14 protein-coding genes are annotated in these 14,072 nt (G+C 65.1%); 10 read left to right on the top strand and 4 right to left on the bottom strand.

Annotation, left to right across the window (positions count from 1 at the left end; translation table 11 throughout):
* The first annotated feature begins 51 nt into the window (after nucleotides 1–51).
* Nucleotides 52–1,038: a sugar-binding transcriptional regulator gene (locus M2319_RS03190; protein WP_264599994.1), complete on the top strand. Its 987-nt coding sequence runs from the start codon at nucleotides 52–54 to the stop codon at nucleotides 1,036–1,038.
* Complete coding sequence (locus M2319_RS03185) at nucleotides 1,035–1,820, top strand: SDR family oxidoreductase (RefSeq protein WP_264599993.1); 786 nt, start codon at nucleotides 1,035–1,037, stop codon at nucleotides 1,818–1,820. Before M2319_RS03190 ends, M2319_RS03185 begins: the two co-directional genes overlap by 4 nt.
* A gap of 195 nt (nucleotides 1,821–2,015) precedes the next feature.
* Here M2319_RS03185 and M2319_RS03180 read toward each other — a convergent pair whose 3' ends face one another.
* On the bottom strand, nucleotides 2,016–2,912 hold the full coding sequence (locus tag M2319_RS03180; RefSeq protein WP_264599992.1) for an isocitrate lyase/PEP mutase family protein: 897 nt from the start codon (nucleotides 2,910–2,912) through the stop codon (nucleotides 2,016–2,018).
* A gap of 96 nt (nucleotides 2,913–3,008) precedes the next feature.
* On the opposite strand from M2319_RS03180, the gene M2319_RS03175 reads away from it, so the two are divergent.
* From M2319_RS03175 to M2319_RS03160, 4 genes are all read left to right on the top strand, one after another.
* The gene (locus tag M2319_RS03175) at nucleotides 3,009–3,740 is read left to right on the top strand and encodes a GntR family transcriptional regulator (protein WP_264599991.1); all 732 of its coding nucleotides are present in this window, start codon (nucleotides 3,009–3,011) and stop codon (nucleotides 3,738–3,740) included.
* Nucleotides 3,741–3,883: 143 nt separating this feature from the next.
* Entirely contained in the window at nucleotides 3,884–4,882 is a 999-nt protein-coding gene (gene dctP / locus M2319_RS03170; RefSeq protein ID WP_264599990.1) for a TRAP transporter substrate-binding protein DctP, read from the top strand.
* A 13-nt stretch (nucleotides 4,883–4,895) separates the two neighbouring features.
* The gene (locus M2319_RS03165; RefSeq protein WP_264599989.1) at nucleotides 4,896–5,453 is read left to right on the top strand and encodes a TRAP transporter small permease; all 558 of its coding nucleotides are present in this window, start codon (nucleotides 4,896–4,898) and stop codon (nucleotides 5,451–5,453) included.
* A 21-nt stretch (nucleotides 5,454–5,474) separates the two neighbouring features.
* Nucleotides 5,475–6,749: a TRAP transporter large permease gene (locus M2319_RS03160; RefSeq protein ID WP_264599988.1), complete on the top strand. Its 1,275-nt coding sequence runs from the start codon at nucleotides 5,475–5,477 to the stop codon at nucleotides 6,747–6,749.
* Nucleotides 6,750–6,805: 56 nt separating this feature from the next.
* On the opposite strand, the gene M2319_RS03155 is transcribed toward M2319_RS03160, so the two are convergent.
* Complete coding sequence (locus M2319_RS03155) at nucleotides 6,806–7,624, bottom strand: 2-keto-4-pentenoate hydratase (RefSeq protein WP_264599987.1); 819 nt, start codon at nucleotides 7,622–7,624, stop codon at nucleotides 6,806–6,808.
* A 148-nt stretch (nucleotides 7,625–7,772) separates the two neighbouring features.
* On the opposite strand from M2319_RS03155, the gene M2319_RS03150 reads away from it, so the two are divergent.
* The 3 genes from M2319_RS03150 (at nucleotide 7,773) to M2319_RS03140 (ending at nucleotide 10,561) form a co-directional block, all read left to right on the top strand.
* Nucleotides 7,773–8,810, top strand: a complete 1,038-nt coding sequence (locus tag M2319_RS03150) for a zinc-dependent alcohol dehydrogenase (RefSeq protein ID WP_264599986.1) — start codon at nucleotides 7,773–7,775, stop codon at nucleotides 8,808–8,810.
* Nucleotides 8,807–9,577: an SDR family NAD(P)-dependent oxidoreductase gene (locus M2319_RS03145; RefSeq protein WP_264599985.1), complete on the top strand. Its 771-nt coding sequence runs from the start codon at nucleotides 8,807–8,809 to the stop codon at nucleotides 9,575–9,577. Before M2319_RS03150 ends, M2319_RS03145 begins: the two co-directional genes overlap by 4 nt.
* Before the next feature lie 63 nt (nucleotides 9,578–9,640).
* Nucleotides 9,641–10,561 (top strand): LysR family transcriptional regulator, encoded by a 921-nt coding sequence (locus M2319_RS03140; protein ID WP_264599984.1) that lies wholly within the window; start codon nucleotides 9,641–9,643, stop codon nucleotides 10,559–10,561.
* Here M2319_RS03140 and M2319_RS03135 read toward each other — a convergent pair.
* Both M2319_RS03135 and M2319_RS03130 read right to left on the bottom strand, forming a co-directional pair.
* Nucleotides 10,517–11,668, bottom strand: coding sequence for a mandelate racemase/muconate lactonizing enzyme family protein (locus tag M2319_RS03135; protein WP_264599983.1), 1,152 nt, complete (start codon nucleotides 11,666–11,668; stop codon nucleotides 10,517–10,519). The genes M2319_RS03140 and M2319_RS03135 overlap by 45 nt on opposite strands.
* Nucleotides 11,665–12,693 carry a 2-hydroxyacid dehydrogenase gene (locus M2319_RS03130; protein ID WP_264599982.1) on the bottom strand — a complete coding sequence of 343 codons (1,029 nt, stop codon included), beginning with the start codon at nucleotides 12,691–12,693 and terminating at the stop codon, nucleotides 11,665–11,667. The genes M2319_RS03135 and M2319_RS03130 overlap by 4 nt, the downstream gene beginning before the upstream one ends.
* A 292-nt stretch (nucleotides 12,694–12,985) precedes the next feature.
* Between M2319_RS03130 and M2319_RS03125 the strand changes: the two genes are divergently transcribed.
* Complete coding sequence (locus M2319_RS03125; protein ID WP_264599981.1) at nucleotides 12,986–14,026, top strand: Bug family tripartite tricarboxylate transporter substrate binding protein; 1,041 nt, start codon at nucleotides 12,986–12,988, stop codon at nucleotides 14,024–14,026.
* Nucleotides 14,027–14,072 lie beyond the last annotated feature (46 nt).

Here is a 14,072-nt window from a genome sequence, read left to right as displayed (position 1 = left end):
GAGGTGTTCGGGGGAGTTCGGGGGTTTCGCTGAACCATTCGGAGAATTGCGATGGCCCGGATCAACGAACTCCGCCTGATCGCACGGGTTGCACAGATGTACCACGTCGAAAACAAGCGCCAGGCGGAAATCGCCAAGCACCTGCGCTTGTCCCAGGCGACGGTCTCGCGGATGCTGAAACGGGCCCAGGACGAAGGCATCGTCCGGACCACCATCGCCGCGCCGTCCGGCACCTATGCGGATCTGGAGACCAGCCTTCGCGAACGCTTCCACCTGCCCGAGGCGATCGTCGTGGAATGCGCCGAGGACCGGGACGGCGCAATCATGGCGCGCATCGGCGAGGCGGCTGCCCATTTCCTTGAGGTGACGCTGCAGACCGGCGAAGTGATCGGCGTGTCGAGCTGGAGCGAGACCATCCTGAAGATGGTCGACAACATCCATCCGATGAAGACCGGCAAGGCGAAATACGTCGTCCAGACGCTCGGCGGCATGGGCAGTCCGGCCGTCCAGACCCACGCCACCCAACTGACCACGCGGCTCGCCAAGCTGACCGGCGCCGAGCCGCGACTGCTGAGCGCGCAAGGCGTCGCCCAGTCGCGCGAGGCCAAGCTCGTCATGCTGAGCGATCCTTACGTGCGCGAGACGATAGACCTCTTCAGCAGCATCACGCTGGCGATCATGGGCATCGGCGCGGTCGAGCCCTCGCGCATGCTGGCGAGCAGCGGCAACGTGTTTTCCGCCGGCGAATTGTCCGATGTCGCCGAGGCCGGCGCCGTCGGCGACATGAGCCTCAGGTTCTTCGACAAGGACGGTCGGATGGTGAAGACGCCGCTCGACGACCGCGTCATCGGCATGGACATGGTCCAGCTTGGCGAGGTGGAACGCGTCATCGCCCTTGCCGGCGGAAAGTCGAAGACAAGGGCGATTGCCGGGGCATTGAAGACCGGTGTTCTGAGCATGCTCATCACCGACAAATTCACGGCCGCGCGTTTGCTCGACCGCGAGCAGGAGTTTGAAGAAGGAGCGGAAGTGGCATGAAACGTTTCGAAGGAAAAACCGTCGTCGTCACCGGTGGCAACCGGGGCATCGGCTACGCCGTCGCCGAGCGCTTCGCCAGCGAAGGCGCCAATGTGGTGATCGCCTCAATCGAGGAGCAGGTGACCGAGGCGGCCGACAAGCTGCGCGCCGCGACCGGCGCCAAGATCCTGCCCGTCGTCTGCAACGTCACCGACATCGACGCGGTCAAGGCGCTCTACGACGCGGCAGAGGCCGAGTTCGGCGCCGTCGACATCTCCATGCAGAATGCCGGCATCATCACCATCGCCAAGATCGAGGACATGACGGAGAAGGAGTGGGACGACGTCATGGCCGTCAACACCAAGGGCGTGTTCCTGTGCTGCCAGGAGGTGATCCGGCGCATGCGCAAGAACGGCACCAAGGGGCGGATCATCAACACCGCCTCCGGCCAGGCCCGCGAGGGCTTCATCTACACCCCCCACTACGCGGCCTCGAAATTCGGCGTCATGGGCATCACCCAGAGCCTTGCCAAGGAAGTCGCCGAGGAAGGCATCACCGTCAACGCCATCTGCCCGGGCATCATCTCGTCCGACATGTGGGACTACAACGACCGGGTCTGGGGCCAGATGCTCGGCGACTACGGCCCCGGCGAACTGATGGCCGAATGGGTCCAGAACATCCCGATGAAGCGCGCCGGCACCGGCAAGGACGTCGCCGGCCTCGTTGCGTTCCTTGCCAGCGACGACGCGGAATACCTGACCGGCCAGACGATCAACATCGACGGCGGCCTGATCATGTCCTGAACCGCGGCGATCGCCGGCGCCGGAGGCCGGCATCGGCGATCGCCTGAAGGATCTCTCTGCCAACGATCCTCTCAGAACCGACTGCACGACCAGGGACATTCCCGCGGCCGTGCCCTTTTTCGCCGCGACTGGAGGCAGGCCAGATGCCTCCTCGCCTCGCCGGCGTTCGGATACGGCTCCGCGCCGGTTTCGTCCTCAGCCCTCCCGGTAGCGCTCTTCGAAGTCCCAGACCTCCTGGAACCCCATCAGCGCGCTGAACGCCCTGAAATCGCCAAGCCGGTCCTGCACGGCCACCGACGAGCCGTCATCGCGGATCGCGCCATAGACCGTCTCCAGTGCCTTCGCCATGGCGAGGAAACCGGTCGCGGGGTAGATGGCGAGGCGATAGCCGATCCGTTCCAGCTCGGCCCGCGGCAGGACCGGCGTCTTGCCGCCCTCGACCATGTTGGCGACCAGCGGCTTGTCGACCGCCTGGCCGATGCGCTCCATCTGTTCGATGGATTCCGGCGCCTCCACGAAGATCAGGTCCGCCCCCGCCTCGGCGTAGGCCTCGGCCCGGCGCAGCGCCTCGTCGATGCCCTTTGAGGCCAGCGCGTCGGTGCGGGCGATGATCAGGAAATCGGGGTCGGTCCTTGTATCGACCGCGACCCGGATCTTGCGCACCATCTCGGTCCCCGCGATCACCGGGCGGTTCGGCGTATGGCCGCATTTCTTCGGGAATTCTTGGTCCTCGAGCTGGATGCCGGCAACCCCCGCCGCCTCGTAGCCGCGCACGGTGTGGGCGACGTTCAAAAGGCCGCCATAGCCGGTATCGCCGTCGGCGATCAGCGCCGTCGTCGTGCCGCCCGCCATCGCCGAGGCGCGGTCCAGCATGTCGGTGAAGGTGGCGAGGCCGGCATCGGGGAGCCCCAGATAGGAGCCCACGGTGCCGTAGCCGGTCATGTAGAGGACATCGAAGTCCATGCGGTCGGCGATCTTGGCCGAAATCATCTCGAAGATGCCGGGGGCCGGGATCAGCTGGTCCTCGCCGAGCCGTTCGCGCAAGCGGCGCCTTTTCTCGCGAGTATTCTTGATTGCTGCTTCCCCGGTCATGGCGATCCTCCGTCCGATACGCGTCCTGAAACGTCTTGCTAGGACCTATCACGGGGCCATATTGTACACAATCCAGACAAATCAGGAGGAGCAGCCATGCTCCGGCCGGGCGTACACAGGGAACCGGACGGCCCCGAGGAAGAAGTGAGGCACGGGCACGCGGCAAGCCGCGCCTATGCCGTCATTCGCGAAGGGCTGCTGCGTGATACCTGGACCAGCGGCACGCGCCTGCTGGAGGCCGATCTCGCGGCAAAGATCGGGGTCAGCCGGACGCCGGTGCGCGACGCGTTGCGCAGGCTCGTCAACGAGGGCTTCCTGGAATACGCGGCCAATATCGGCTGCCGCGTGCGCGGCTGGAGCGAGGACGAGATCGCATCGCTCTTCGATCTGCGGCTCGAGCTTGAATCCTATGCCGCGCGGCGGGCCGCCGGGCGGATCGACGCGGCGGGCCTTGCAGAGCTGAATACGCTTTGCGATCAAATGGAAGCAATTGCAACCAGGGCGCTCGACGCGCCCAATCTGCGCGACGACCTGACCCCGCTCAACGATGCCTTCCACATGAGGATCACCGACGCGGCGGCCAATCCGCTGCTCGCGCCGATGATTGCCAGCGTTACCGCGGCTCCCGTCGTCTTGAGGACCTTCCGCCGCTACGATGCCGATGAAATCGCCCGCAGCATGAACCACCACCGCGAGATGGCCGCCGCCCTTGCCGCCGGCAACGGCGAATGGGCCGCGGCGGTGATGCGCTCGCACATCCATGCCGGATATGTCGCGATGCGGCGTGGCGGCGCGGGCGAGGCCGCGACCGGGCCGGGCGGGCGGTAACCGGCCACTCCGCAGCACCGCCGCGCGGCGATTGACCCGCCGAAAATTGTATACTAGCCTCCGCGCGCTAAAAAAGCGCCATCGAAGGGACGAACGGGCGGTCGAATGGATCGTCGAAGAGCCCGATCTGGGAGGAGATACGAATGAAGATTTGGGGACGGGCCGCTCTGGCCGCCCTTGCTATCGTCGCGGCGACGGCCGGCGGCGCGCATGCGGAACGCACCCTGCGCCTGACGGTGCAGGTGCCGACCAATCATCCGGTCGGACAGAACATCCTCTTTTTCAAGGAAAAGGTGGAAGAGGCCTCGGGCGGCGAAATCAAGATCGAGGTCTATGACGCCGCGCAGCTCTATAAGGGCAGCGAAGTTCCCCAGGCGGTCGCCTCGGGCGCCATCGACATGGGCCTGGTGCTGATCGACGAATATGCCGGCACGATCCCGGCAACCGGCCTCTTCAGCGTCGCCTTCATGTTCCCCGACTACGAGGCGCTCGGCAAGGCCGCCAATCCCGACAGCCCCGTGCGTCAGCAGATCGACGAGTTGATCCGCCAGACCGGCACGCGCGTGATGTGGTGGCAGGATTACGGGCCGGTGCAGCTTCTGTCGAAGGACGCTCCGCTCGTTAGCCCAGACGACATGAAGGGCAAGAAGGTTCGCGTCCTCGGCAAGCCGTCGGGCGATTTCATCGAGGCGGTCGGCGGCGTGCCGGTCAAGATCGGCGGCTCGGAGCAGTTCCTCGCCTATCAGCGCGGCACGGTCGATATCGGCATGACCGGGACCACGGCGATCCAGTCCCGCAAGCTCTATGAAGTGATGGACTGGGTGACGATCACCAACCACGCCCAGACCGAGTTCCTGATCGTCATGAATGACGCGACCTGGGACGAGATGAGCGACGACGAAAAGGGCTGGATGCGCGGGGCGGCCGTTGCCGCCGAAGAGAAGATGCGCGCCGAGACCAAGGAAAAGAACCTGGCCTCGGAAAAGTTCATCGCCGACGAGACCGAGATGCAGGTCCAGAACCTGACGCCCGAACAGATCGCAGCCTGGCAGAAGGCCGCGGCCCCCGCCGTCGACGCCTATATCGCGGCGGCCGGGGAAGAAGGGCGCAAGCTCGTCGAAGCGGTTCGCGGCCTCGAATGATCCGGGCCCTTCCGTGACGCCCGGCACCGACAACAGGCCGAACCCCACGGGGTTCGGCTCTCCTTTCCTGCGGCTGATTGATGCCGCTGGCGCCGCCTGTGCGCGGCTCGGCGACGTGCTGGTGGCGGCGATCGCCGCGATGCTGTGTTTCGAGGTGGTCGCCCGCTATCTCTTCAATTCGCCGACGATCTGGGCGCAGGACATCGCCATCGCGTTCCAGGTCTGGTTCACCTATCTCGGCATGGCCTATGTGCTGCGCCAGCGCCAGCTCATCCGGATCACCGCGCTCCTGGCGCTGGCCAGCCCCTCGCTGCGGCGGCTGGCCGACGGCTTTGCGCTGCTGGTCATCCTCGCCTTCAGCCTGATCGCCGTCATCTATGGCTGGGACATCGTCGCGGAATCGATCCGGCTCGGACGACGCCAGCCGACCATGCTCGAACTGCCCAACTGGATCGTCGAACTCCCCGTCGTGGTCGGGTTCGCGCTGCTTGCGCTGCAGGCGCTGGCGGACCTCGTCCGCCTGCCCTTTGCGCCGCCGCCCGAATTCTCCCCCACGGGGGAACAGACCTAGCCGAATGCCGGACCTGATGGAATGACGCTCGTCCTCGTCATCGTTGTGCTCCTGCTGCTGCTCTTCATCGGGCTACCGGTGGCGTTTGCGCTGGCCGGGCTCGGAACCGTGATGCTGGCGCTGAAGGGGCTGCCCTTCGTCATGGTGGCGCAGAACCTTCACGGCGCGGTCGACAATTTCGTGCTGTTGTCGGTGCCGCTGTTCCTGCTGATGTCGAACATCCTTCTGAAGGGCGGCGTCGGCCGCGATCTGTTCGACGCGCTGCAAAGCTGGGTCGGCCATTGGCCCGGCGGGCTCGGCATCGCGGCGCTGGCCTCCTGCGGCATCTTCTCGGCGATCTCGGGCAGTTCGGTCGCAACGGCCGCCACGGTGGCGACCGTCGCCGTGCCGGAAATGACGAGCCGGGGCTACGGCAAGTCGTTCACGCTCGGCCTTCTGGCCGCCGGCGGGACGCTCGGCATCCTCATTCCGCCCTCGATCCCGCTCATCGTCTATGGCGTCATCACCGAGGAGAGCATCGGCAAGCTGTTCCTCGCCGGCATCGGACCCGGCATCCTGCTGGTCCTGCTGTTCGGCATTTACTGCGTCGCCTATTCCTACTTCTCCAAGGAATACCAGCCCTCCGCCAAGGTCGGGCGCGAGCAGCGCTGGCACGCGACGCTCCGGGCCATCCCGACCGGCGGCCTTGCCGCGCTGATGATCGGCGGCATCTATTCCGGCATCTTCACGCCGACCGAGGCCTCGGCCGTCGGCGCCGTTTCCGCCCTCCTCATCACCGCCCTGGTATTGCGCTCGCTGACCTGGAAGGGCTTCGTCGAGGCGCTGCGGCAGACCGTTTCGACGACCATCGTGCTCTTCCTGATCGTCATCGGGGCGAAGATCTTCGGCAAGGCCGTGACGATCTACCAGGTGCCGACGCAGATCTCGATGCTGTTCGACACCCACGCCCAGTCCGAGATCGGCTTCCTCCTGATCGTCGGCATGATCCTGCTGTTCATCGGGCTGTTCCTGGAAAGCCTGTCGATGCTCCTGATCATGATGCCGGTGCTGTTTCCGACCGTGCTCGCGCTCGGCATCGATCCGATCTGGTTCGCGATGTATTTCGTGATCCTGATCGAAGTCGCCCTGATCACGCCGCCGGTCGGGCTGAACCTCTTCGTGATCCAGGCGGTCGCGCGAAGTTCGCTCGGCGCCGTCGCACGCGGGGTGCTGCCCTTCATCGGCCTGATGTTCCTTGCGCTCGGCCTGTTGTGGCTGATCCCCGATATCGTGACCTACATTCCCTACCGGCTCTGAAGCACGCTGCGTTTTCCCTGAAACGCACATCATGCTTCAGGAACAATCATCCGGGTTCAGCACATCAGATCGATTTCGGGCATTGGACCGAAGCGCGCCGTCACCGTTTGGCCGGGCGTCACCTGGAACGGGCCCAGGCGCGCGCCGGTGATAACGAATTGCCCCTTGCTGAGGGCAACGCCGCGCGACGCGGCGTGATTGGCGAGCCAGGCAAGCGCCATCCGCGTTTGCTCCAGCGTGGCGTTTCCTTGCGCCCGGTGCGTCTCGCCGTCGATCTCCAGCGTCACGGGCTGCGCCGTCAGATCGAGTTCCTGCCATCCGGCAAAGGGCGCGCCGAGGCGCACCGCGCCGCTGCTGCCGAGATCGGCAAGCGCCGACAGGGGCGCCGCTGCCGTGCGGCTCTCAAAACGGGAGTCGAGGATTTCGATCGCCGTGCAGGCCGGCCCCAACGCCTCGCCGATAGTGTCGGCCGTCCAGGGCTCGTCTCCAAGCGGCAGGTCGGCCCGCAGCAACACCGCCACTTCCACTTCCACCTCGGGGGCCGTGAGCGTCGACGGCAGCCTGGCGTCGGGCAACGCCGGCGGCAGCACCGATGCGACGAAGGGGCCCGGCGCGTGGATGGCGCCCACCTTCCAGCCGCCGACCGGACGATCGCCCAGCACCGCCAACTGGACGGCATAGGCCTCGGCTTCGTTCCGCGGGGCAAGATCGGCGGGCAGCGCCGCGAGCTTTCCGCAAGAGGGCGCCCGGCGCAGGAGGTTTGCGCAGTCGCCGATACGGCGCTGATCCATGTCGAAGCTCCCTTGGCTGTTGCGGATGGGACGGCATGCAATCGCCGGCACTTCTTGGGTATGCCGCGATTCCCACGGCAGCAACTTCTCCGGATCAGCCGTTGGAAGCAACCGCTGCCGACCAGTCGTGACATCGAAAAGCTCTATACCTGAAAGGGAAACGCTATTTTTGCGCGCCTGCCTTCGCTGCTAGCGTCGACCGATTTTTGAAAATCGGAAATGGAACACCCTGATGAAACATGCGCGCTCAGCCTTCTTCACACCCGGAAGCGACTTCACGATCGAGGATGTGCCGCTCTCACCGCCAGGCCGCGGCGAGGTCCGCATCGCGATCGGATTCTGCGGCATCTGCGGGACGGACCAGCATATCTTTCACGGCGCGATGGCACACCGGCTTGGCGATCGGCGCGTGCTGGGTCATGAGGCATCCGGAGTGATCCAGGCCATCGGCGAGGGCGTCGACGATTTCAGCCTCGGCGATCGCGTGGTGGTGCGTCCCCTGTCGTCCTGCGGTACCTGCCCGGCCTGCAAGGCAGGCCACACCCATGTCTGCCAGAACCTGAAATTCCTCGGGATCGATACGGATGGCGGCTTTTCCGAAGCCTGGACGGTCCCTGCCGAAACCGTGCATCACCTGCCTGAGGGCATCTCGCTGAAAAGTGCCGCCTTGGTCGAGCCGACAGCGGTGGCCTGCCATGACGTGCGGCGCGGGCGCGTGGCGCCCGGCGAGGATGTGCTCGTCATCGGCGGCGGACCCATCGGCATCCTCGTCGCCATCGCAGCGCGCGAGGCGGGCGCCCGCGTGACGGTATCGGAAATCAACGACAGCCGCCTTGCGCTGATCGGCAAGCTGGGCTTCGACGCGATCAACCCGAGCCGCGATGATGTCGCCGCGACGATGATGGAAAAGACCGGGGGCAAGGGCGCCGATGTCGTGTTCGAGGTGTCGGGCGCGCAGGCCGGGTTGAATGCCACGACCGCCGTGGCGGCGGTGCGCGGACGGATCGTCGTGGTGGCGATCTATCCCGAGGCGCCGAGCATCGAGATGTTCCAGTATTTCTGGAAGGAACTGGAGCTGATCGGCGCCCGCGTCTATGAGGCCGAGGACTATGACCGCGCCATCGCCATGATCGCGGACGGCAAGGTGGATGCGGCGGCCCTGATCACCGACGTCCACCCGCTTGACCATATCGGTGCGGCGTTCGCCGGGCTCGACGGTTCGGGTGCCGCGATGAAAACGCTGATTGAAGTTTCGGGAGAGCTGGCATGACGGTCCTGCAAGCGTTCGATCTGTCGGGCAAGACCGCACTGGTGACCGGCTGCAAGCGCGGCATCGGCAGGGCGATCGCCGAGGCTCTCGCCGAGGCAGGTGCCGATATCCTCGGTGTTTCCGCCACTCTGGAAACCGAAGGGTCCGACTGTGCCCGTGCCGTCGAGGCGCTCGGCCGCCGTTTCACGGCCTATCGCTGCGATTTCGGTGACCGGGCTCAGTTCTCGGAGTTTCTCGGCAGGCTTGCCGGGGACGGGCATCCGATCGATATCCTGTTCAACAATGCCGGAACCATCCTGCGCGCCCCGGCCGCCGAACATCCCGACGAAATGTGGGACAAGGTGATCGAGGTGAACCTCAACGCCCAGTTCCGGCTGAGCCGCGAGGTCGGCAAGAGGATGATCGAGCGGGGACGCGGCAAGATCGTCTTCACCGCCTCCCTGCTGACGTTCCAGGGCGGGATCAATGTTCCGGGCTATGCGGCCTCGAAAGGCGGCATCGGGCAGCTTGCCATGGCGCTTTCGAACGAATGGGCTTCAAAGGGCGTCAACGTCAATGCCATTGCGCCCGGCTACATCGCGACCGACAACACCGAGGCGCTGCGCAAGGACAAGGCCCGACACGACGCGATTCTCGGCCGGATTCCCGCCGGACGCTGGGGCACGCCCGAAGATTTCAAGGGCCCGGCCGTGTTCCTCGCCTCGGCTGCGTCGGACTATGTGCATGGCACGACGCTGCTGGTAGATGGCGGCTGGATGGGGCGCTGACCCGGACCGGCACTGAGGCGAATTTTCGGTTCCCCGAATGGGAAATCCGGCTAATCTCCGGGTATGAAAAATGACTTCCTGCGCTCTGCCGAACGTTTCGCTGCCGTCGTCGAGGAGGGCTCGATCCAGGGCGCCGCACGCAGGCTGAATCTGTCGCAACCCTCGCTGACGCTTGCGATATCGAAGATCGAGGAAGGCTTCGGCACGAGGCTGTTCGAACGTGGCCGGCGTGGGGTCGAACTGACCGACGCCGGCCGCATCCTTTATGCCCGAACGCGCGCGATCCTGGCCGAAGGGTCGATGGCGATGCGCGAGATTTCCGACCTGACCGGCGGCCGGATGGGCCGGTTCCATATTCGGGCCGGCTCCTCCTGGGGGCATTGCTTTCTTCCGCAGATCGTCGCGGACCTGCAAAGCGAATTTCCCAGCATCGAGATCCTGTTCAACATCGGCAATACCGACGAGGCCTATCCGCAGCTTTGCGCGGGCGAGGTGGATGCGATCATCGGCAAGACCGAAACGCCGTTCGAACCGGAAAAAGGCATCGCCCTCATTCCGCTGGCGAAGATCCGCTTCGTGCTGGTCTGCGCTGTCGGGCATCCGCTCGCGTCCCTGCCCATCGTGCGCCGGGAGGACCTGCAGGACCATGATTTCGTCGCCTATGAGCCGGATATCGACGAACAGCATTCCGGCCTGACGGCGATGGCTTTCGGCTCCGGGCCGCCGCCGAAGATCGCGCTGCGCACCCGCTCGCCCCACGCCGCGCTCGACATGGTCGCGACGGGCCGCTTCGTGACGTGCCTCACACGGCCGTTCGTCGAGAAATACCGCAGCGCCGATTTGAAGATCCTGAAGACGGACCTCGAGCTGCACGAGATCCAGTCGGGTATCGCCTACCGCGACACGCTGACGCTGACCGACCCGTTCCGCCGTCTTCTGTCAATGCTGAAGCGCGCAGCCCAGCGGATCGAGGACCTCGGTTGACTGCGGAAGCGCGAGCTCGATGCCGAACCCGGGCCCCGGGGGCAGGTTTGCCCGGCCATTGACGAGTGCAGGGAAGCCGCCTGCGACGATCTCGTGGAACAGGGGCGTCTCGGCGTATTGATGTTCGAGAATTGGGCAGTTCGCGAGGCCGGCGGCGAGATGCAGGCTTGCGGCATGGCAGACCGGCCCGGTCGGATTGTGCGGCGAACAGATGATCCCGTGACGTTCGGCAGCCTGGGCGATCAGTCGGCACTCGCCCAGCCCGCCGGCATATTTCACATCCGGCATGACGACATCGAGCGCCCCGGCCTCAAGCCAGGGCAGAAACTCCGCCAGTCCGTTGAGCGATTCAAGACCGGCAAGCAGCATCCCCCGATCCGCGCACGACCCGCGCAGCGCAGCGATCGCCGGAATGGAGCCGGGCAGTTCGGGAACTGGACATTCGAGCCAGTAGAGCCGGTATTGCGCAACATCCCCGATCAGCCGTTCGGACGTGTCGGGATCAAAACGCCAATGGCAGTCGACCATCAGGTCGATGTCGTCCCCGACAGCCGCGCGGGTGGCGGCGACGCGGGCCAGCCCTTCGCGGTAGCGCGCCTCTTGCCCGGGCTTGTAGCCCGTTGTCCAGTCGAGCCCGTCGAAAGGCGCAATCTTTATCGCGCCGAATCCGGCGGCAACGGCGGCGGCGGCTTTGGCCGCGAAGCCTTCGGGCGTGCGCACGTCGATGCTGCGGTTGATGTTGGCGTAAAGACGGGGATGCCCGAGGACCGGTCCAAGCAGTTCGGCAACCGGCAGCCCCTTGCGCTTGCCCCTGGCATCCCAAAGCGCCTGTTCCAGCGCCGAAACGGCGGTGAACCTTGCCCGATTTCCCAGGGCGAACTGCCCCACCGCGCCCATGACGGGCCCGGTCACGCGGTGCTCCCCCTCGACCAGCCGCGCAACGTCCGCAATGGCGTGTTTCACGGCGGTCTCATGGCCTTCCATCGTCGCCTCGCCGAACCCGGAAATGCCGTCGTCGTATTTCAGTTCAACGAAAAGCCATTCGGTCCTGGCCGAGACGCGCAGGCTGTGCAGCGTCAGCGATGAAACCCTGCGAAGCGACGTCATTGCGCAACGTCGGACAAAGAGCGGTTGACCAGATGGGGCAGCGGCCGGCCGTCGAGATGGGCGGCGATGGCATTGTAGACGCATTCGCTGGTCAGACGCGCGCATTCGTCGGTCCAGCACAGGGAATGGGGCGCGGCGATGACCTGGTCAAAGGCGAACAGCGGATTGTCGGCCCCCGTCGGCTCGCTCTCGAAAACGTCGAGTCCCGCACCTGCCAGCCGGTTCGAGGCCAGCGCCGCGACGAGAGCCTGCTGGTCCACGAGCTGGCCACGGGCGGTGTTGATCAGGTAGGCGCCGGGTTTCATGCGGGCCAGCGCCTCGGCGTTGATGATATGTTTCGTCGACGGCATCAAAGGGCAGTTGACGGCCAGGAAATCGGCTTCACGGAGCACCGTGTCGAAGTCGACGATCTCGACCCCGAGGTCATCTGCCGCCGCCAAATCCGGCGCCGGGTCCGAGGCCAGATAGCGCATTCCGAAAGGACGCATCAGGCGGAAAGCCTCGCGCGCGATATTGCCGAAGCCGACCGAGGCAAATGCGCGGCCCTCAAGGCCCATGCCCAGCATGACGCGACCCTGCGGCCAGTCGCCGCGACGGATCAGCAGATCCTTCTCGCGCAACCGATGTGAAAGCGCCATCACCAGCGCGACGATGCTGCCGGCGACCGGACGGCGAACCCCGTCCGGTGAAATCGTCACGGCGATTCCGTTGCGGGTGCAGGCGTCCATCGCGATGTGATCGTATCCGACCCCGAAGCGCGCGATCAGGCGCGTGCGAATGGTGTCCGGCTTGGTGAACGCGGTTTCGGGAACGCCGGTCTTGCGGACGACGAGGATGTCGTACTCTGCAAGGTCCTGCGCCACGATGCCCGCCGCATCCGAGGAAACCGGCGAGACGACCACATTCGGCAGTGCTGAAACCCGCGCGAAAACGTCCCGGTCCCAGATCTGGGCGCCGCTGTCGACAAATTCCCGCGTCATGCCGATCTTGATCGTACCGGGGGTTTCGGGGCTTGTCGTGTTCACGGGCAGTCTCCCACAGGTCCAGAGCGCGTTTTCGATTTGCGTCCGGGCCATGCTATTTGCCCCTGCGACAGGTCAGAAGTTCAAAAAACCTTCATTATATAGAAGTTTCCGATATCAAAATGCCGATCCATTTGTGCCCTCGAGGTATAGGCGTGTCCTATACCAACTAGGAATAATCATCTTTATCCCGTTAAGCCCATAGCCTAACCTCGCGCAAAATGCTCCAAGGCAGGACGCTGCGGGGCTAACAGATAAGTCGGGCATCGATCCCGTCTTTGAATGGGAGAAACTAATGAAATCAACCGTAAACCGACGCGACTTTATTGCTGGCAGCCTCACCCTGGGTGCGGTGCTGGGCACACCTGCGCTTGTCAGGGCGGCGACGGACTGGCCGACCCGTCCCATCACCGTTGCCATGACCGCACCCGCGGGCGGCGGTACGGATCGCGGCGTCCGCCCGCTCGTCAGCTTGATGAAGGACAAGCTCGGCGCCCCGCGCATCAGCATACAGGACATGTCCAGCGCCGGTGGCGTGCAGGGGACCAACTGGGTGCATTCGCAGCCCGCCGACGGGTATGCCTGGCTGGGGTCGGGCGACCAGATCGACACCTACGCGATGATGGGGCGCTACGACTACACCTGGCGGGATTTCGATTTCTGGATGGCGGCCGGCACGCCGGCGACGGTTCTCGTTCCCGCAGCCTCGCCGTATAAGACAATGGAAGAGCTTGTCGCCGACATCAACAAGCGCCCCGGCGAAGTCACCTGTGCGACCACGCCTTCCGGGACCGGATGGTCCATTCTGGCGACCTACCTGGAAAAGGCCCACGACCTCAAGTTCCGGGCGGCCAATTTCAGCGGCGGCGGACCGACGGTGCGTGGCCTGCTGGCAGGCGAGACGGATTTCGCGGTCGTCGGGCTGACGCCGGCGGCGGCTTTCGTCAAGTCGGGCGAATTGCGGGTGCTGGCCGCCACGGTGCCGGAAGACTGGAACACGCTTGGCGTGACCGCGCCGAGCCTGTTGAAATTCTTCCCCGACGACCAGGTGATGAAGGATACCTTCCCCTGGACCAACGCGAACGGCATTGCGTTGCGCCCCGACACGCCCGATGGCATCAAGCAGCAGGTCGACGACGCTTTCGCGGCGGTCGTGGACGGCGATGAAATGCGGCAGGTCTACGAGGACAACGCTTACTTCTTCTTTGGACTCAAGGGGCATACCGACTCCAACGCGTTCATGAAGAAGCGGGCGGAGTTCTGGGGATATCTTCTGGAAGATGTCACCGGCCTTGCCAAGGTCAGCCGCGAAAAGCTTGGCATCACCAAGCTGTAACTCTGTTTCCGCCGCTCCGGTACCGGCCGGAGCGGCGGAGGCAGCC

This window comes from Rhodobium gokarnense (assembly GCF_025961475.1).
Lineage (GTDB): Bacteria > Pseudomonadota > Alphaproteobacteria > Rhizobiales > Rhodobiaceae > Rhodobium > Rhodobium gokarnense.
This window is presented reverse-complemented; position numbering and strand designations above follow the sequence as displayed.

Coding starts and splice junctions, on each gene's coding strand:
- M2319_RS03190 (WP_264599994.1), top strand. CDS start 52: ATGGCCCGGATCAACGAACTCCGCCTGATCGCACGGGTTGCACAGATG.
- M2319_RS03185 (WP_264599993.1), top strand. CDS start 1,035: ATGAAACGTTTCGAAGGAAAAACCGTCGTCGTCACCGGTGGCAACCGG.
- M2319_RS03180 (WP_264599992.1), bottom strand. CDS start 2,912: ATGACCGGGGAAGCAGCAATCAAGAATACTCGCGAGAAAAGGCGCCGC.
- M2319_RS03175 (WP_264599991.1), top strand. CDS start 3,009: ATGCTCCGGCCGGGCGTACACAGGGAACCGGACGGCCCCGAGGAAGAA.
- dctP (WP_264599990.1), top strand. CDS start 3,884: ATGAAGATTTGGGGACGGGCCGCTCTGGCCGCCCTTGCTATCGTCGCG.
- M2319_RS03160 (WP_264599988.1), top strand. CDS start 5,475: ATGACGCTCGTCCTCGTCATCGTTGTGCTCCTGCTGCTGCTCTTCATC.
- M2319_RS03150 (WP_264599986.1), top strand. CDS start 7,773: ATGAAACATGCGCGCTCAGCCTTCTTCACACCCGGAAGCGACTTCACG.
- M2319_RS03145 (WP_264599985.1), top strand. CDS start 8,807: ATGACGGTCCTGCAAGCGTTCGATCTGTCGGGCAAGACCGCACTGGTG.
- M2319_RS03140 (WP_264599984.1), top strand. CDS start 9,641: ATGAAAAATGACTTCCTGCGCTCTGCCGAACGTTTCGCTGCCGTCGTC.
- M2319_RS03135 (WP_264599983.1), bottom strand. CDS start 11,668: ATGACGTCGCTTCGCAGGGTTTCATCGCTGACGCTGCACAGCCTGCGC.
- M2319_RS03125 (WP_264599981.1), top strand. CDS start 12,986: ATGAAATCAACCGTAAACCGACGCGACTTTATTGCTGGCAGCCTCACC.